Origin of the sequence: Microbacterium sp. PF5, assembly GCF_004794315.1 — a bacterium.
Taxonomy (GTDB): Bacteria; Actinomycetota; Actinomycetes; order Actinomycetales; family Microbacteriaceae; genus Microbacterium; species Microbacterium sufflavum.
In genome coordinates this window covers 16,683-33,077 of sequence record NZ_SSDQ01000119.1, presented here as the reverse complement: position 1 = coordinate 33,077, position 16,395 = coordinate 16,683, and the positions used below count along the sequence as shown (strand labels likewise).

The following is a 16,395-nucleotide window of genomic DNA, read 5'->3' as shown; positions in this document are numbered from 1 at the left end:
GACGGCGGGCGTCTCGCGGCGCTCGTCGTCAGTACTCATAGGGGTCCTTCGGCTCGTCGATCGCGACGACGTCCGTCGGCTCGATGCGCAGCGTGCCGTCGGCGTCGGCGCGCACCGTGCCCGTCACCTCGACCCACTGCCCCGTCTCGTACTCGCCGGGGTCGACGTCGGTCGGCAGGGCCGCGGTCTGCGCGTCGATCACGCAGTGCGTGATGACGAGCCGGGTGAGGTTCACGCCGTCGCCCTTCCCCGCCGGGGTGACGAAGCCGGTGAGCGTGACCGGGGCCCCGTCGTACGCCGCGGTGTTCGTGGCCCCAGCGAAGACACTGGCCCAGTCGCCGATGCCGAACGTCGAGGTGTCCGCGACGCCGAGGGCCACGGTGTCCGCCCCGGCGAACAGCGTGGCCTGCTCCCCCGCACGCGACATCGCGAGCTCGACCGACAGCGAGGCGGGCGGCAGCACGAGCGCTGCGGCCACGACCCCGGTGGCGACCACACCGCCCGCGACCGCGCCGACTCCGGCCAGGGTCCGCCGGGGAGTCACGGTCGTGCGCGACGCCTCGTCGTCCGCGTGCTCGGGCTCCGCGGTGGCGTCGCCGTGGTCGTGGCCGTGGTCGTCCTCGGCCCCGAGCGGCAGGGTGCACGACCACACCGCCCCGGCGAGCGTGACCACGGCGGCCGCACTCGCGAACCAGACCGACTCGGGGCTGATGTAGAGCGTCAGGCGCCCGGTGACCGCGAGCCCGAGCGTCACGACCGCGACCGCGGAGGCCAGTCCGACGCCCAGCCATCGAGTCGCGACGGCTCGAGCGCGCGGTGTCTGCTGCTCAGACAAAGACGTTCACCCCGATCCCGATCGCGAAGGCCGCGGCCAGCACGACCGCGGTGATCCCGACGAGCGTGCGCGCCGTGAAGGTCGTACGCATGAGTGCCAGCATCTTGATGTCGACGAGCGGTCCGACCAGCAGGAACGCCACGATCGCCCCGCTCGAGAAGGTGGACGCGAACGACAGCGCGAAGAACGCGTCGACGTTGGAGCAGATGGCGACCACGATCGCGAGCAGCATCATCGCCACGATCGACAGCACCGGGTTCGACCCGATCGCCAGCAGCACGTCGCGCGGGATCAGCACCTGCACGGCTCCCGCGAGCGCTGAGCCGATCACGAGCGCCGGCATCACCGCCCGCAGCTCGACCAGGAACTGCGTGAGGCTGCGGCGGATCGGGGTGCCCGGCTCGTGCGTCACGCGCTCGCACGTGTCGACGAAGCGCTGGGTGAGCAGCGAGTCCGGCGACGGGTGCAGGCTGTAGATCCAGCCGATCAGGTTCGCGATCAGGTAGCCGCCGACCAGGCGCGCGACGAGGATGCCGCCGTCCCAACCGAAGGCCGCGTGCGTGGTGAGGATGACGATCGGGTTGACGATGGGCGCGGCGATCAGGAAGGTGAGGGCCTCCGCCGGGGCGAGGCCGCGCATCATCAGACCGCGCGCGAAGGGGACGTTGCCGCACTCGCACACCGGGATGAGCATCCCGAGGAGGGACAGCACCGCGCGCCGGGCCCACGCGCGGCGTGGCAGCCAGCGGTGGATGACGTCGGCGGGCAGCCACACCTGCACGACGATCGACAGCAGCACGCCGAGGATCACGAACGGCAGCGCTTCGATCAGCACGCTGAGCGCCAGGGTGAGGCCGTCCTGCGCCCTGGTCGGCAGCGATGCCGGGTACAGCGACGGGAGCAGCAGGTCGATCAGGAACAGCGCCGCCACGATCGCGGCGCCGAGACCGAGGCCGATCCAGGGCGACCGCGGCGGTGTCGCGTGTCGGTGCGTGTGGCCCGGACGGGAGGCCGTTCGTGCCGGGGAACTCACGCTGTCGCTGTCCTGCCGGCCTCGCGCTTGTTGGCGCACGGGGTGCACAGCCCGAAGATGTCGACGACGTGCGCGGCGTCGGTGAACCCGTGCAGAGCGGCGGTGCGGTGCGCCCACTGCTCGACGTCCTTCGCCTCGATCTCGACCGTGAGCCCGCACGACCGGCAGATCAGGTGGTGGTGGTGCCCCTGCGTGGAGCAGGCACGGTACAGCGCCTCGCCCTCGGGGCTCTGCAGCGAGTCGGCGTCACCGGAGGCGGCGAGCCCTGCCAGTGCGCGGTAGACCGTGGCGAGGCCGATGCCGGTGTTGTCGTCGCGGAGGGAGGCGTGCAGGCTCTGTGCGCTGACGAAACCGCGGGCGTCGGCGAGTGCTTCGCGCACGCGTTCGCGCTGCCAGGTGTTCCGCTGAGCCATGCCTTCGATTCTAGGCCGGAGGGGGTTGGCGAGGGCTGGGAGCGCCCGCGCACCGAGGCTCCCGGCGAGTGAACGAGAGCGTGGTCCGCGTCGGCGTGCCCTGTATCGGCATATGTGTTCTCTCTCGAGGCGCATCTGGGGTCATATGACTACGCTTGAGGCGAGCGGGGTACAAGAGGAGAAGCAATGAAGACACCTATTGTGCTGACCGCCGCACTCGCCACGGCGCTGATCGCATCACCGGCCGCGGCAATCGCCTCGGCACCGCCGACCTCGATCATGAGCACGATGAACGTGCCCGCTCGCGACCTCGGCCCGTGCTGGGCTCAGGCTGGGCGGGTCGTAGGCGGCGGCATCGGAGTGATCGGTTCGAGCGTCACTGCGCCGTGGGCCTTCCCCGGCCTGCTCTGGGCATACCTCGGCGCCATGAGTCAAGAGACGTACACGAGTGATGGGCAGTTCGCATGCTGACGAAACAGAGCGTGGACACGCACCCCAAGGCCGCTTCCGGCCGCCCGTCCGGGCGCTCCATCGCGGGGTGGGTGTTCGTCGCCATCGGCATGTGGATGGCCTTCAGCACCGCGGCCACCACCGCCGACGAAGGACTGCGCATGATGATGCTGATCGCGGGATCTTTCCTCGCCGGTGGCCTCGTGTTCGACGTCACACGGTGGCTCGTGCGCCGCAACCGGCCCCCGTCCGACGAGTGACTCCAGCCCGGGCCGTCGTCCGTCAGGGCGACGGCCCGGCACCATTCGCCGACGGCTCAGGCGGAGACGCGACGGACGCGCGACCGGGTCTTCTGCACGATCCAGCACACGACGTAGATCGTGAACGACAGCGTCGTGATGTACGGGCTCACCGGGAGGGTGCCGGCGAGGGCGAGCAGGATGCCGCCGACCGCCGAGACGAAGCCGAACAGCGCGGCCAGCAGCGGCACCGCGACCGGACCCGCTGTGACCCGCATGGCCGCGGCGGCCGGTGTCACCAGAAGCGCCATCACCAGCAGAGCTCCGATGATGTGCACGCTCACCGCGACGATCAGGCCCAGCAGCACCATGAACAGCAGGCTCACCGCGCGGGTCGGCACACCGCGGGCCGCCGCCGACTCCGGGTCGAGCGAATCGAACCGCAGCGGGTTCCACATCACCAGCAGCCCGAGCAGCACGACGAGGCTGATGCCGATGAGCCACCCCAGGTCAGGGCTCGACACCGACACGATCTGACCGGTGAGGAGGCTGAAGCGGTTGGCGCTGCGTCCGTCGTACAGCGACAGGAAGAGGATGCCGAGGCCGAGGCCGAACGGCATGAGCACACCGACGATCGAGTTGCGGTCACGCGCCTTCGCACCGAGCACGCCGATGAGGATCGCCGCGACCAGTGCCCCGCCGAGTGAGCCGAACACCACGCTGCCGCCGAAGAGCAACGCGGCCGCGGCACCGGCGAAGGAGAGCTCGCTGACCCCGTGGACCGCGAAGGCGAGGTCGCGCTGCATCACGAACACGCCGATCAGGCCACCGACGATACCGAGCACCGCACCGGCAATGATCGAGTTCGCGAGCAGGGCGACGAGCTCGCCGTAGTCCTGGAAGGAGAAGATGTCGTCCCACCCGACGGCAGGGACGAGGAGGGCGGCGGCGGTCATGCGGTCCCTCCGTGGTCGTGGTCGTCGTGCAGGTGGTGGGGCTCGGCGTCGGGGACACCCACGACCACGAGCCGGTCGCCCGCTCGGAGCACGAACACGGGTGTGCCGTACAGGTCGCTGAGCACGCGCGTCTGCAGCACCTCGTCCGGGGTGCCGAGCAGGAAGCGCCCGCCGGCGATGTAGAGGATGCGGTCGACCCGGCCGAGGATCGGGTTGATGTCGTGCGTCACGAACAGCACCGCCGCACCGCGCTCGCGCCGCTGGCGGTCGATGATGTCGGTGACGCCCACCTGGTTCGCGAGGTCGAGGTTCGACAGCGGCTCGTCGCACAGCAGCAGGGCCGGTTCGTCGGCGAGCGCCTGTCCCACGCGGAGCCGCTGCTGCTCTCCGCCCGACAGCAACCCCACCCGACGGTCGGCGTAGTGCACGGCGCCGACCGCGTCGAGCAGTGCATCGACCTTCGCGCGGTCGCCGCGGTGCGGGAACGGGAGGCCGAACCGGCTGCCCTGCACGCCGAGCGCCACGAGATCCCTGGCACGCATGCTGGTGTCGGGAGCGATCGCGCGCTGCTGCGGGATGTAGCCGATGCGGGCGCTGCCGCGGTGCACGGGCTCACCTGCCACGCGGATCGTGCCGCGGGAGAGGGGCTGGAGGCCGAGGATGCTGCGCAGGAGTGTCGTCTTGCCCGACCCGGAGGGTCCGAGCACGGCGATGAACTCCCCCGGCTGCACCGTGAGATCGAGGCCCGACCAGAGCTCGCGGTCTCCGCGGTGCAGTGCCCCGTCGGCGATCTCGAGCACGGGCGCCGCGCGGTCGACCGCGCCGCTCACGACTGGACGGCGGCGGCGAGGCTCTGGATCGCGTCACGCATCCACTCAGAGTACGACGATCCGTCCTCCAGCAGCTCCGTGAAGGCGACCACCGGTACTCCGGCGTCGTCCGCGGCCTTCTCGACCCGCTCGGTCTCGGCACCGCCCGTCTGGGCGTTGGTCAGCAGGGCGGTCACCTGTCCGGACGCGATCACATCGAGCGACTCGAGCAGTACCGCCGGCGCGACGTCGCTGCCCTCCTCGACCGACTCGGCGAAGCCCTCGGGCGTCACGTCGGTGAGACCGGCGGCCGCGGCGAGGTAGCCGGGCAGCGGCTCGGTCAGGAACACCGTCTTGCCCTCGGCGGAGGCCTTGAGCGTCTCGAGGTCGGACTCGAAGCCCTCGAGCTCGGCGACCAGCTCGTCGGCGTTGGTCGCGAACGTGTCCGCGCCGTCGGGGTCGAGCGCCGTCAGCTCGTCGGCGATGGCCTCGACCACGTGGATCATCGTGTGCGGGTCGAACCACACGTGCTCGTTGAAGCCCTCGATGTGGTCGTGGCCATCGTGGTCGTGAGCCTCCTCGCCCTCGGCATGCTCGTGGTCGTGCGACTCGGCGGCGGCGTCGTCGTCAGCGTGGGCGTCCTCCTCATGGCCCTCGTTGCCGGGGAAGTCGTGGGAGTACTCGACGGCGGTGACGACGTGCGGGTCCTGGGCGTCCTGCAGCAGGCTGTCGATGAAGGCGTCGTAGCCGCCGCCGTTCTCGACGACGAGGTCGGCTTTCTGGAGCGTGAGCCGGTCGCGGGCGCTGGCCTCGTAGGAGTGCGGGTCCTGGGAGGCGGAGGTGATGATCGACTCGACGTCGACGCGGTCGCCGCCGATCTGCGCGGCGATGTCGCCGTAGACGTTGGTGCTCGCCACGACGGTGATCGTTCCGTCGTCGCCCTGTCCCGACGCGGCGGGGCTGGAGCATCCGGCCAGCGAGAGGGCGGCGACGGAGGCGAGGGCGAGAGCGAGCGCGGGCTTCTTCATGATGCCAGCGTAAACGCTAATGAGAACCATTATCAAATCGAACGCTCCGCGGACGGGAAAGGCGGAGAGCGTGCGACCACGACCTCCGCCTTTCGTCACCCCCGACTCACCCCACGAGCCCCCGCGGCGCGATCCATGCGGTCGCCTCCGCGGGCAGCGCGGAGCCGTCCAGCGCCACGGTCGACAGCACCGCGTCCTCCGCGGCCGCTCCGAGCTCGAAGGGCTCCGTGCCGAAGTTCGCCACGACCTCCCAGCCGTTCGGACGACGGAACCGCAGCACGTCCGCACGACCCGTCTCCCTCCACTCCAGGCTCTCGCCGGTCTGCAGCAACCGCCGCAGCCGCAGAGCCTCGCGGTAGAGGTTGAGCGTGGAACCGGGGTCGGCATCCTCCACCTCGACCGCGGCCGCGGCGAACCACGCGGGCTGAGGCAGATGCGCGCCGCCCTCGCCGAACCCGTACGAGCTGCCCGACGCCGTCCACGGCAGGGGCACACGGCACCCGTCGCGACCGAGACCATCGAAGTCGGCCCCGCGGAAGAACCCGGGGTCCTGCCGCTGCTCCGGCGCGATGTCGGCCACCTCGTGCAGCCCGAGTTCCTCGCCCTGATACAGGTACGCGCTGCCGGGGAGGCCGAGCAACAGCAGGGTCGCGGCGTGCGCCCGACGCAGTCCGCCCTCCCGGTCGAGTCCGTCCTCCGGGCCGCCGGCACGCACCCACTCCGTGCCCTGCTTCACCGCGCGACCGCGCAGCGGCGGAAGGCCGTACCGCGTGGCGTGGCGGGTCACGTCGTGGTTCGACAGCACCCAGGTGGTCGACGACCCTGCCGCGTGCGCCTGGGCGAGGTTGTCGGCGATGATGCGCTGGAAGTCGCCCGCATCGAAGTCGGCCACGAGCAGATCGAAGTTGAACGCCTGGCCCAGCCCCTCCGCGGAGGCGTACTTCGCCCGGCGCTCCGGCGTCTCCACCCACGCCTCGGCGACGGCGGTGCGCGGCGGGTCGTACTCGTTGAACACCCGACGCCACTCGGCGTAGATCTCGTGCACGTCGTCGCGGTCGATCATCGGGTGGGTGCCCGAGGTGCGGTCCATCGCGTCGAGCTGGGCGCGCGACGGCAGCGGCTCGGTGAGGTCCTTCGTGAGCATGTGGGCGACGTCGATGCGGAACCCGTCGACGCCGCGGTCCGACCAGAAGCGCAGTGTCGTCAGGAAGTCCTCGCGCACCTCGGGGTGGTCCCAGTTGAGGTCGGGCTGCTCGACCGCGAAGTTGTGCAGGTACCACTGACCGTCGGCCACGCGCTCCCAGGCGCTGCCACCGAAGATCGAGATCCAGTCTGTGGGCGGCTCCGCACCGTCGGGCCCCGTGCCCTCGCGGAAGATGTAGCGCTCCCGCGCGGCCGACCCACGCCCCGCGGCGAGCGCCTCCTGGAACCACGCATGCTGGTCGGAGGTGTGGTTGGGGACGATGTCAACCACGACGCGGATGCCGCGCGCGTGCAGCGCCTCCACCATCGCGTCGAAGTCGGCCAGCGTGCCCAGGCGCGGGTCGACGTTGCGGTAGTCGGCCACGTCGTAGCCGCCGTCGGCGAGTTCGGACGGGTAGAAGGGACTCAGCCACACCGCGTCGATGCCGAGCTCGGCGAGGTAGTCGGCACGGGAGACGATGCCGGGGAGGTCGCCCAGTCCGTCGCCGTCGGCGTCGGCGAAGCTGCGGGGGTAGATCTGGTAGACGGCGGCCTGGCGCCACCAGGTCGCGGTCTTGTCGTCTTCGCGGGTCTCGGTGAGCAGCGAATCGGTCATGAGGGGTGGAACTCCTTGCTTTCTTGCGGTGGTCGGTGTCAGCCCTTGACGGCACCCTGCGTGACGCCCTCCATCACCCAGCGCTGAGTGAAGAGGTAGGCGACGATCGCGGGAGCCATCGCCATGAGGTACGAGGCGAAGGCGACGTTGTAGTTGTTGCTGAACTGGTTCTGGAAGAGGTTCTGCCGCACCGGCAGCGTCTGCAGTGCCGGGTCGGAGATGATGAGCGACGGCATCATGAAGTCGTTCCAGGCGTAGAGGAACGCGAAGATGCCGACGGTCGCGCTCATGGGGGCGAGCAGCGGGAAGATCAGCCGCCAGAAGGTCTGCCACGTGGTCGCCCCGTCGATGCGGGCGCTCTCCTCCAGCTCGATCGGGATCGACCGCAGGAACGCCGTGAACAGCAGCACGCTGAAGCTCAGCTGGAACATCGTGGCGAGGATGATCACGCCGAACGGGTTGTCGAGTCCGACGCGTCCGGTGAGCTGGATCTGCGGCAGCGCCACGACCGGGAAGGGGATGAACATCGCCGCGAGCAGGTAGAAGAAGGAGTACCGGAACAGTCGGCGGTCCCAGTTGCGCACGATCGCGTACGAGGCGAAAGCCGCGAGCACGATCGTGGCGACGACCGTTCCCGCCGTGACGAGCAGGGAGATGCCGGCGCCGACGGGGAACTTCGTGAGGTTCCAGGCCTGCACGAATCCGTCGAAGCTGAACGGCGCGGGGAACGAGAACGCGTTGCCGTCGACGGCCTGACCGGTGGTCTTGAACGCCATCGAGATCGTGACGTACAGCGGGATGAGGATCGTCGCCGTGCAGAGGATCAGGATGATGGTGCCCGACCAGTTGACGCGCTCCATCTTCTCGCGCTTCTTCCGGCCGCCGGCCGGGGCCGTGGTGAGGGTCTGCGTGGTCATCAGAACGTGTTCCTTCCGCGGGTCAGCGAGAGCTGGAAGACCGAGATGAGCACGGCCACGATGAAGAAGATCGTGGCGTTGGCCATCTGGTAGGCGTAGTCGCCGCCGTTGAAGCCCGCGATGATCGTCATGGCCACGCTGCGGGTGGCGGTGCCCGGACCGCCGTTCGTGAGGCCGACGATGATGTCGTAGGCGTTGAGGAAGCCCTTGAACCCGAGGATCACGTTGATCACGACGTAGCCGGCGACGAGCGGGATGGTGATGCGGGTGAGCTGCTGCGTGCGGCTGGCCCCGTCGATGCTGGCCGCCTCGTACACCTCGCCCGGCACCGACAGCAGACCGGCGATGTAGATGAGCAGCGTGCCGGGCACGGCCTGCCACGCGGTGACGATGACGATCGCGACCCACGCGAGGTCGGGGTTGGCGAGCAGGCTGGTCTGCAGCCACTCGACCCCCGTCGCGGCCCCCGCCGCGGGCAGCGAGTTGGAGAACAGGAAGTTGAAGACGTAGGCGATGATGATGCCCGAGATCACCATCGGGATCACGAAGATCGTCCGCAGCCCGGTCTTGAAGCGGATGCGGGAGGTGAGCCCGACCGCGAGCAGGAACGCGATCACGTTCACCACGATCACGGTCGCGATGGAGAAGCCGAACGTGAACAGGTAGCTCTGGAGGATCGCGGGATCGCTGAACAGGGCGATGTAGTTGGTGAGGCCGTTGAAGCTCCATTCACCGATGCCGATCGAGTCGGTGAAGCTGAAGAAGATGCCGATCACGCCGGGGACGGTGATCGCGAGCGTGAAGATCACCAGGGTCGGCAGCAGGAAGAGGTAGTAGATCGGCTCGACGCGGCGGGTGTGCCGGCGGAGCTTCCGCTCGCCGCCCGTCACGATCGCGGTGGTGCTGGCACCGGTGTCGGTGGCGGTGGTGGTGGTCATGGCGCGGACTCCTCTGTCTCGGCCGATGCGGAATCCTGCGAGGTCGGGATGGGAGCGCGGAAGGCGATACGGGCCCAGTCGGCGTCCATCGTGCGGAGGATCGACGACGGCGCGGCGCCGAGCACCATGGCCTGCGCATAGTTGAAGATCGGCAGGGTCTTCGGAACGAGCACGGACGGGCCCTGGTAGATCTTGCCGTCGTCGTAGTACGGGATCATGCCCTCGATGCGCGGGTCGTCCGGCGCTGCCGCGTCGGTCGTCGGGGTGAATCCGAGCTGCGAGGCGTTGTACTCCTCGATGTTCTCGGGGAGGTAGAGGTACTCGAGGAAGTCGCGGGCGGCCTCCTGGTGCCGGGACTCCACGGGGATCATCGCCGCGAGGTCCATGTTCACCCGCACCGCGAGGTCGTCGGGATCGTCGGTCATGGGCAGCGGGAAGGTGCCCAGGGGCAGATCGGGAGCGGTCTTCGCGATCTCGCTGAACGCCCACGGCCCCTGCAGGTACATCGCCGCCTCGCCCTTCGCGAAGGCGAGGTTGCCGTCGCCGTAGCCGCGACTCGCGGCGTCGTCATTGGTGTAGTCGTTCGCGAGCTGCATCATTTTGTCCATCGGCTCGGCGAAGTCCTTCTGGAACGACACCTCGGAGTCGGGACCGACGTCGGTGCCCTCGGCGGCGAGGGCGTCGAAGAATTCGAGCACGTCGAGGGAACCGCCGACCGCGTAGTCGTACCAGCCCTGCGCCACGGTCCAGTCGTCCTTGAAGGTGCCGTAGAAGGGGTCGATGCCCGCCTCGCGCAGCTGGTCGCACACGGCGATCAGCTCGTCCCAGGTCTGCGGCACCTCGAGCCCCTGCTCGTCGAAGATCTGCGTGTTGTAGATGACGGAGGCGGCCATGACCGAGTACGGCAGGGCACTCGTTCGGCCCTCGCACGAGCCGTACTGGTCCATCAGCGGCTGCAGGTCGTCGCGGATGCCCGCCGCAGCCTCGGTGTCGGAGAGGTCGGTGAGCGCGCAGCGCTGCACGAACCGGGCGACCTCGTAGTTGTAGTTCGCGAGCATGATGTCCGGCGGGTTGCCACGGACGAAGCTGGCAGAGACGACGTCGACGCCCGAGGTGTCGATCTCGACGCGGACGTCGTTCTGGGAGGCGTTGTAGTCCGCGACCAGGTCGGTCATGAACGGGATGGCCTCGCGCTTGCTGAAGGTGAAGCGGATGGTCTCCGGCCCGTCCCCTGCCGCGCAGCTCGTGAGCGCGACACCGGCGAGAACCAGGCCGAGCGCTCCGGCGATCCCGCGCAGCGGGCGTGTTCGTCGTGCAGACACCGTTGTCCTTCCGTCGGTAGATCTGCGGACTAAATCTAGTGAGCGAATCTAGTCCGTCAGGAGGTACTGTCTCATCTGGGCGACAGAAAGGTCAAGGGGAGTGGCGGAGGTCTCGGCGGGATTGGGCACCGGGCGCGCGAGCGTCGGCGCCGTCCTCGACTTCGCCTGGACCGCCAGCGAGTTCACCGCCACCGAGGCCATGGCCGGCACCTCCCTCACCCGCTCGACCGCGATCGACGCGATCGACACCCTCGTGGGCGCCGAGGTGCTGCGCGAGCTGCCCAACGCCAGGGCCACGGGCGACTACCGCGCCGGACGCCCCGCCCGACGGTTCGCCCTCTCCCCCGACCTCGGCGTGGTGATCGGCGTCGACGCGGGCGACACCCACCTCGCGGTCACGGTCGCCGACCCGCTCGACCGCACGCTCGTGCATCACCGCACCGAGCTCGACCCGACCCAGAGCGCCGAGGCCCGCCGGGCCACGATCGTCGAGCGGATGCAGGCCGCCCGCAGCGAGGCCGGGGTCGACGCGGACCACGTGCTCGCGGTGTGCGTCGGCGTCGCCGCCCCGGTCGACCGCGACGGCATCTCCCCGCCGCACCCCCAGGGTTTCTGGGAGCGCACCAACCCCGGCCTCGCCGCGGCCCTGCACGACTGGGCACCCGTGGTCGAGGTGAAGAACGACGCCCAGCTCGCCGCGATCGCCGAGGGCACGCTCGGCGCCGCGCAGGACTGCCGCGACTACGTGGCCCTTCTCGCCAGCGAACGCTTCGGCGGCGGAGTCGTCGTCGACGGGCACGTGCTGCACGGGGCCCACGGCGGCGTGGGCGAGGGCGTGGTGTTCGACCACATCGTCGGCGTCGGCTCGGCGTTCGGGCTCCGCTATGCCCTGCAGGACCAGGCACGCACCGCCGTCGAGTCGGGAGAGGCCGCGACCAACGGCTCCCTCGGACGGCTCGTGGCGGACGGCCCCGTGGAGCCACGGCTCGTGCTCACCCTCGCCGCCTCCGGCGACCCCGACGCGCTGCGGGTCGCCGAGCGGGTGGGCGCCACGGTCGCCCGTGTGGTCGGCGTGCTCGGCAGCATGTACGACCCCGCCCGCGTGATCGTGTGCGGCGCGGTGGCCGAGAGCGTGGAGCCGGTTCTCGCCGCCGCCCGCCGCATCCTCCCCGCGGAACTGCACCTGCCGGCGCCCGAGATCCTCGCGTCGTCGCTCGGTGCAGAGGTCGTGTCGGTGGGCGCCGTCGCGACCGCCCGCCGCGCCGCCCGGGAGCACGCGGTCCCGCTGCTCGCGGCCCGGCGCCTGCGCACGACCGCCTAGAGCGCGACCGCCCAGGTCACGGGGTGCGGGGCGACGCCGCCGTCGCCTCCGGCGGCTCGGGAGTGTGCGCCTCGGCGGTCTCGTCCGCGCGCGACTCGACCGCCGACGCTCCGGCGCCCAGGTAGCGGGCGGCAAAGGAGTCGATGCGGCGAGGGGTGGCCGTGAGCGCGACGACCGCCCGGCCGGTGCCCGGCTGCACCGTGAACTGAGCCTGCGACCCCCAGGTGCCCCCGGTGTGCTCGATCACGGGCGCCGGACCCGAGCCCACCAGGAACCAGCAGAGCCCGAGCTGCAGGTCGTCCTTGAGGCGGTGGTGCGGGGTGACGGCCAGGCGCAGTCCCTCGGCGACCTCCGCGGGCGCCGGGCCGAGCAACGCGTCCGCCAGCCGCTGCAGGTCGTCGAGCGTGGAGGCGTACATGCCCGCGGCCGGCATCGCGTCCTTCAGGTAGGGCAGCCCGACGCCCTTGCCGTTCGTGGGCCGCTCCACCACATCCGGACCCGCGGTCGGCCGATCGAGTCCGGTCCTGGTCATGCCGAGCGGATCGAGGAGCCGCTCGCGCATCAGCTCCGCGAACGGCACCCCGGTCACCGCGGCGAGTGCGTCGCCCAGGAGCCCGACGCCCATGCTGGAGTAGCGGAAGCGGCCGTCTCGACGCGCGCGTCCGGCGCTGGCCGACAGCAGCTCGCGGTAGCGGTCGTCGTCCACACCGCGCCACGGGTCCTTGACGCTGAACCCCAGCGCGGTGGCGAGTTCGCGCCGCACGAGCCGCCCCGGCGTGTTCGGCAGTCCGGAGCGATGGGTCGCCAGGTCGAGCAGCGTGGGCGCGGCCCCTCGCCACGGGAGGCGCTCACCGCGCGCGTCGTCGATCGGCCGCTCCGCGTCCACGTCGCCGGCGGCGAGGAGCACGCCGAACAGGGAGCCCGTGAGCGCCTTGCTCACCGACCCGATCTCGAAACGCGCGCGTGTCGCCTCCACCGGATAGGCCACCTGCGTCCACTCCCCGGAGCTTCCGCGGAGGGCTGCCGCGACGGAAGCCTCAGCCGAGCCGGCGAGCGTCGCCAGCTCCGTCGCCGGGTCCCCGAACCCCTCGCTGCGCTGCATCGATCATCCCCTGCCGTGTGGTCGTGCGCTGTGCTTCCACCGTAGGGAGGGCCCGCGGGCACGCACATCCACCGGCAGGGGGACCCGCACGAAGGGTCGACGTTAGCGCTTGATCGACTCAAGCACTTGTGATGTAGTTGAGTCACTCAAGTAAAGGAGCACCCATGCCCGCATCGCCGACCGTTCCCCCGCGCATGAACGCGATCGTGCTCGACCGGTTCGGAGACGAGGACGAACTCCGGTCGCGCGAGATCGCCGTCCCCGAGATGGGCCCGAGCGACGTGCTCGTCCGTGTGCACGTCGCCGCCGTGGCCTCGTGGGACGCGGTCGAGCGCCGCGGCGATTACGACGGAGTCTTCGGCATCCCGTCGCGCTTTCCCTACGTGCTCGGGTGGGACGCGGCGGGGACCGTGACGGCGGTCGGTAGCGAGGTCACGCGCTTCGCGGTCGGCGATCGGGTCTATGCGGCATCCACCCCGGTGCCCCGCGGGGGCTTCTACGCAGAGTACGGCGTCGTCGACGAAGAGCACGTCGCGCACGTACCCGCGCGTCTGTCCCTCGAGCAGGCGGGCGTGATGGCGTGGGACGCCCTCACCGCGCAGAGCGGCCTCGATGCACTCGACCTCGACCGCGGACAGACGCTCCTGGTGTTCGGCGCCAGCGGCGGCATGGGGCACATGGCGGTGCAGCTGGCACGCCAGCGTGGCCTGCGGGTGCTCGCGGCGTCGTCCGGCGCGGATGGTGTCGCCCTCTCGCGCGAGCAGGGTGCCGACGCGGTCGTCGACGGTCGCGCGGAGGACGTACTGGTCGCGGCGAAGGAGTTCGCCCCGGACGGCATCGACGGCGCCCTGATCACGGCGGGCGGCCCCATGGCGGAGCGCGCCCTGCAGGCCCTCGCGCCGTCGGGGCGGGTGGCGTGGCCGCACGGAGTCCATCCGCTGCCCGCCACCGCGCCTGCGGTGCCGATCCTCTCGTTCGACGGCGACCGCACACGAGCCGCACTCGACCGCCTCAACGTCGCCATCGAGTCGGGGCCGTTCACGCCCCACGTCGCCCGGCGGTTCCCGATGTCGCAGGTGCGGGATGCCCACCGTGCGCTCCGCGATCACTACGTCGGCAAACTGGCGCTGATCATCCGCGGCGACGGGCTCCTCCCGCCGGCGGTCGCGGGTCGGCCGTAGGGTGTGTCCGTGATCACCTGCGTCGTGACGTACACGGTCGACCCCGCCCGCATCGAGGCATTCGAGAGGTTCGCCCGCGCGTGGATGGATCTCGTGACTCGCCACGGCGGCATCCACCACGGGTACTTCCTGCCGTGGGAGGGGAAGAGCGACGAGGCGCTGGCGCTGTTCACGTTCCCCTCGCTCGCAGCCTACGAGGTCTACCGGCAGCGCTTCGGCGTCGATCCGGAGTTCATCGCCGCGGACCGGATCCGCGACGAGAGCGGCTGCGTCCTCCGCTACGAGCGCACCTTCATGCGCCCGCTGCTGCCCGCGGAGGCTCCCGAGCTCCACGATTGATTGATCGCCTCAAGCGTTTAGGATCGGGGCATGGCAGTCACCCACCGCGTCGCGACCGGGACCTCGGAGGCCGAAGAGCTTCTCCTCGACCTGGTGAACGCGTACGAGCAGGCCTTCGACCGCGCCGCCGAATCCGTCGGACTCAGCGCTGCCCAGGCGTGCGTCCTCGGGCGGCTCTCCCGGTCCCGGTCGATGGGCGGGCTCGCTGTCGAGCTCGAGTGCGACGCGTCGAACATCACGCAGATCGTCCGTCGCCTCGACGGCGCGGGCCTCACCTACCGAGAGGCCGCCGCCGAGGACAAGCGCGTCCGGATGGTGGCCCGCACCCCGAAGGGCGACGCTCTCGACCGCGACTTCGGGCGTGCCTTCTCGTTCGCACGGGAGGCGCTCGCGCGACTGTCCGACGAGGAGCAGGAGCTCCTCACCGCGCTCCTGCGCAAAGCGCTCCCGCCGGCGGGAGACCCGTCAGTGTTCTCGTGACCGCAAGGACGCGCGTTCTGGTCTACATCGAGCGCACCAGCGACTCACTGAGCGCGGACACCGAATCAGACGTCCTTCCTCGGCTGGGACCTCTGGCTGGCCGGCGGCAGGCGTCTCAGCGGTCGCTGAGGAACGGGGCCGAGCGTGAGTAGCGGCCGTCCACGACGGCATCGCAGAGAAAGCGGGCGAGATTGGCACGCGTGAGCGTCGTCCGCCTCCCCGATACATGCGGGTCAACGTCGAGCTCGCTGAGCGGTCCGTCGATCAACCGGGGCACGCGGGCGAGAGTCCAGTCCAGGCCGCTGTGCGCCCATGCCGAATACTCTTCGATCTTGTCTTTCGCGAGCTCGCCCCCGAGTCGGTTCAACAGCCAGGAGATGACCTTGTCACGCGGACGTTTGCGGTCCGCGGGAAGAGTGAGGCCGGCCACGCTGATACCGACGTAGCGGCTGATATGGGCCTCAGCCATGGCGGACGTCACGATGCCGGCCGTGTCGCGCAGCAGCGTCGCGTCCTTGCCTACCGGACCCAGCGCTGAAGCGATGGCGTTCGCACCGTCGATGGTGCGGGCGACAGCGTCAGGATCGCGGACATCACCCTCGATGAGGGTCACGCGGTCGGCGACCATTGCCGCTTTCTTCGCGTCCCGCACGAGCATGACGACCTGCTGTCCCCTTTCGAGAAGGTCGTCGACGAGGAGGGATCCGGTGCGGCCGGTACCGCCGAGAACAGCGACCTTCATGAGGAAGCTCCTTCATTGTTCAGGAAAGGGGGAGGCGGCGTCGGCGGGTTCACGGCAACAACGCTGGCGAAACGAGAAAGGAGAACGGAGAAGGTGTGGACCTCGTCGGACGTCCACCCTTCGAGCACACGTTGCAGGTACTCGAGGCGAAAGGTCTCGGACTCTCGCCGCAGCCGCCGACCCTTCTCGGTCAACGTGAGTCCGCGCCGACGAGCATCCGCGACGGCGGACACCTTGTCGAGATAGCCCCCGTCGACGGCGCGAGCGCACAACCGGCTCGCTGTCGTCGGTGTGACTCCCAGACGCTCCGCGGCCTCGGTGACCGTCAGGACACCGTCGCCCTCGCCCACGGCATGCACGAGGAGCACCGTCGAGAGGTCGACGGTCGGCGACGCGCCGCGAGCCGGGCGCCCGGAGGTCGTCGGAGCCCAGATCCGGCGCATCGCGAGCAACGCATCATCGATCCTGGCCAGGTCCATGCGTATAGTTGTA

At 70.3% G+C, this 16,395-nt stretch carries 19 protein-coding genes; 6 read left to right on the top strand and 13 right to left on the bottom strand.

Annotated features, from left to right (window positions below; translation table 11 throughout):
* Positions 1-28: 28 nt before the first annotated feature.
* From DW297_RS10510 to DW297_RS10500, 3 genes are read right to left on the bottom strand one after another with little or no spacing between them, the layout of a single operon-like run.
* On the bottom strand, positions 29-835 hold the full coding sequence (locus tag DW297_RS10510; RefSeq protein WP_136032086.1) for a TIGR03943 family putative permease subunit: 807 nt from the start codon (positions 833-835) through the stop codon (positions 29-31).
* Complete coding sequence (locus DW297_RS10505) at positions 828-1,868, bottom strand: permease (protein ID WP_136032084.1); 1,041 nt, start codon at positions 1,866-1,868, stop codon at positions 828-830. The genes DW297_RS10510 and DW297_RS10505 overlap by 8 nt, the downstream gene beginning before the upstream one ends.
* Complete coding sequence (locus DW297_RS10500) at positions 1,865-2,281, bottom strand: Fur family transcriptional regulator (protein WP_136032082.1); 417 nt, start codon at positions 2,279-2,281, stop codon at positions 1,865-1,867. The genes DW297_RS10505 and DW297_RS10500 overlap by 4 nt, the downstream gene beginning before the upstream one ends.
* A 186-nt stretch (positions 2,282-2,467) precedes the next feature.
* Between DW297_RS10500 and DW297_RS10495 the strand changes: the two genes are divergently transcribed.
* Positions 2,468-2,752 carry a hypothetical protein gene (locus DW297_RS10495; protein ID WP_136032079.1) on the top strand — a complete coding sequence of 95 codons (285 nt, stop codon included), beginning with the start codon at positions 2,468-2,470 and terminating at the stop codon, positions 2,750-2,752.
* Positions 2,746-2,991: a hypothetical protein gene (locus DW297_RS10490; protein WP_136032077.1), complete on the top strand. Its 246-nt coding sequence runs from the start codon at positions 2,746-2,748 to the stop codon at positions 2,989-2,991. The genes DW297_RS10495 and DW297_RS10490 overlap by 7 nt, the downstream gene beginning before the upstream one ends.
* A gap of 56 nt (positions 2,992-3,047) precedes the next feature.
* On the opposite strand, the gene DW297_RS10485 is transcribed toward DW297_RS10490, so the two are convergent.
* From DW297_RS10485 to DW297_RS10455, 7 genes are all read right to left on the bottom strand, one after another.
* Positions 3,048-3,926 (bottom strand): metal ABC transporter permease, encoded by an 879-nt coding sequence (locus DW297_RS10485; RefSeq protein ID WP_205828273.1) that lies wholly within the window; start codon positions 3,924-3,926, stop codon positions 3,048-3,050.
* Positions 3,923-4,756: a metal ABC transporter ATP-binding protein gene (locus DW297_RS10480; protein ID WP_136032075.1), complete on the bottom strand. Its 834-nt coding sequence runs from the start codon at positions 4,754-4,756 to the stop codon at positions 3,923-3,925. The genes DW297_RS10485 and DW297_RS10480 overlap by 4 nt, the downstream gene beginning before the upstream one ends.
* Positions 4,753-5,763 (bottom strand): metal ABC transporter solute-binding protein, Zn/Mn family, encoded by a 1,011-nt coding sequence (locus DW297_RS10475; RefSeq protein ID WP_136032073.1) that lies wholly within the window; start codon positions 5,761-5,763, stop codon positions 4,753-4,755. The genes DW297_RS10480 and DW297_RS10475 overlap by 4 nt, the downstream gene beginning before the upstream one ends.
* A 106-nt stretch (positions 5,764-5,869) precedes the next feature.
* The gene (locus DW297_RS10470) at positions 5,870-7,561 is read right to left on the bottom strand and encodes a glycoside hydrolase family 13 protein (protein WP_136032071.1); all 1,692 of its coding nucleotides are present in this window, start codon (positions 7,559-7,561) and stop codon (positions 5,870-5,872) included.
* 38 nt (positions 7,562-7,599) lie between these two features.
* On the bottom strand, positions 7,600-8,478 hold the full coding sequence (locus tag DW297_RS10465; RefSeq protein WP_136032069.1) for a carbohydrate ABC transporter permease: 879 nt from the start codon (positions 8,476-8,478) through the stop codon (positions 7,600-7,602).
* Complete coding sequence (locus DW297_RS10460; protein ID WP_205828272.1) at positions 8,478-9,416, bottom strand: carbohydrate ABC transporter permease; 939 nt, start codon at positions 9,414-9,416, stop codon at positions 8,478-8,480. The genes DW297_RS10465 and DW297_RS10460 overlap by 1 nt, the downstream gene beginning before the upstream one ends.
* Positions 9,413-10,738, bottom strand: a complete 1,326-nt coding sequence (locus DW297_RS10455; RefSeq protein ID WP_205828271.1) for an ABC transporter substrate-binding protein — start codon at positions 10,736-10,738, stop codon at positions 9,413-9,415. The genes DW297_RS10460 and DW297_RS10455 overlap by 4 nt, the downstream gene beginning before the upstream one ends.
* 100 nt (positions 10,739-10,838) lie before the next feature.
* Between DW297_RS10455 and DW297_RS10450 the strand changes: the two genes are divergently transcribed.
* Positions 10,839-12,059: an ROK family protein gene (locus DW297_RS10450; protein WP_136032066.1), complete on the top strand. Its 1,221-nt coding sequence runs from the start codon at positions 10,839-10,841 to the stop codon at positions 12,057-12,059.
* 16 nt (positions 12,060-12,075) lie between these two features.
* On the opposite strand, the gene DW297_RS10445 is transcribed toward DW297_RS10450, so the two are convergent.
* Complete coding sequence (locus tag DW297_RS10445; RefSeq protein ID WP_136032064.1) at positions 12,076-13,161, bottom strand: serine hydrolase domain-containing protein; 1,086 nt, start codon at positions 13,159-13,161, stop codon at positions 12,076-12,078.
* A gap of 164 nt (positions 13,162-13,325) precedes the next feature.
* On the opposite strand from DW297_RS10445, the gene DW297_RS10440 reads away from it, so the two are divergent.
* Genes DW297_RS10440 through DW297_RS10430 form a run of 3 tightly spaced genes read left to right on the top strand, consistent with a single transcriptional unit; the run spans position 13,326 to position 15,161 of the window.
* Complete coding sequence (locus tag DW297_RS10440; protein WP_205828270.1) at positions 13,326-14,342, top strand: quinone oxidoreductase family protein; 1,017 nt, start codon at positions 13,326-13,328, stop codon at positions 14,340-14,342.
* A 9-nt stretch (positions 14,343-14,351) separates the two neighbouring features.
* A complete protein-coding gene (locus tag DW297_RS10435; RefSeq protein WP_136032062.1) occupies positions 14,352-14,681 on the top strand; it encodes an NIPSNAP family protein in 330 nt (109 codons plus the stop codon).
* A 30-nt stretch (positions 14,682-14,711) separates the two neighbouring features.
* Complete coding sequence (locus DW297_RS10430) at positions 14,712-15,161, top strand: MarR family winged helix-turn-helix transcriptional regulator (protein ID WP_136032060.1); 450 nt, start codon at positions 14,712-14,714, stop codon at positions 15,159-15,161.
* A 115-nt stretch (positions 15,162-15,276) separates the two neighbouring features.
* Here DW297_RS10430 and DW297_RS10425 read toward each other — a convergent pair whose 3' ends face one another.
* Together DW297_RS10425 and DW297_RS10420 are read right to left on the bottom strand one after the other, a co-directional pair.
* Complete coding sequence (locus DW297_RS10425; RefSeq protein WP_136032058.1) at positions 15,277-15,903, bottom strand: NAD(P)-dependent oxidoreductase; 627 nt, start codon at positions 15,901-15,903, stop codon at positions 15,277-15,279.
* Complete coding sequence (locus tag DW297_RS10420; protein WP_136032056.1) at positions 15,900-16,382, bottom strand: MarR family winged helix-turn-helix transcriptional regulator; 483 nt, start codon at positions 16,380-16,382, stop codon at positions 15,900-15,902. The genes DW297_RS10425 and DW297_RS10420 overlap by 4 nt, the downstream gene beginning before the upstream one ends.
* Positions 16,383-16,395 lie beyond the last annotated feature (13 nt).

Bases quoted from the DNA above. Each gene is read 5' to 3' on its own strand.
- DW297_RS10500 (WP_136032082.1), bottom strand. From the start codon at position 2,281: ATGGCTCAGCGGAACACCTGGCAGCGCGAACGCGTGCGCGAAGCACTC.
- DW297_RS10495 (WP_136032079.1), top strand. From the start codon at position 2,468: ATGAAGACACCTATTGTGCTGACCGCCGCACTCGCCACGGCGCTGATC.
- DW297_RS10490 (WP_136032077.1), top strand. From the start codon at position 2,746: ATGCTGACGAAACAGAGCGTGGACACGCACCCCAAGGCCGCTTCCGGC.
- DW297_RS10485 (WP_205828273.1), bottom strand. From the start codon at position 3,926: ATGACCGCCGCCGCCCTCCTCGTCCCTGCCGTCGGGTGGGACGACATC.
- DW297_RS10475 (WP_136032073.1), bottom strand. From the start codon at position 5,763: ATGAAGAAGCCCGCGCTCGCTCTCGCCCTCGCCTCCGTCGCCGCCCTC.
- DW297_RS10470 (WP_136032071.1), bottom strand. From the start codon at position 7,561: ATGACCGATTCGCTGCTCACCGAGACCCGCGAAGACGACAAGACCGCG.
- DW297_RS10465 (WP_136032069.1), bottom strand. From the start codon at position 8,478: ATGACCACGCAGACCCTCACCACGGCCCCGGCCGGCGGCCGGAAGAAG.
- DW297_RS10460 (WP_205828272.1), bottom strand. From the start codon at position 9,416: ATGACCACCACCACCGCCACCGACACCGGTGCCAGCACCACCGCGATC.
- DW297_RS10445 (WP_136032064.1), bottom strand. From the start codon at position 13,161: ATGCAGCGCAGCGAGGGGTTCGGGGACCCGGCGACGGAGCTGGCGACG.
- DW297_RS10440 (WP_205828270.1), top strand. From the start codon at position 13,326: ATGCCCGCATCGCCGACCGTTCCCCCGCGCATGAACGCGATCGTGCTC.
- DW297_RS10430 (WP_136032060.1), top strand. From the start codon at position 14,712: ATGGCAGTCACCCACCGCGTCGCGACCGGGACCTCGGAGGCCGAAGAG.
- DW297_RS10425 (WP_136032058.1), bottom strand. From the start codon at position 15,903: ATGAAGGTCGCTGTTCTCGGCGGTACCGGCCGCACCGGATCCCTCCTC.
- DW297_RS10420 (WP_136032056.1), bottom strand. From the start codon at position 16,382: ATGGACCTGGCCAGGATCGATGATGCGTTGCTCGCGATGCGCCGGATC.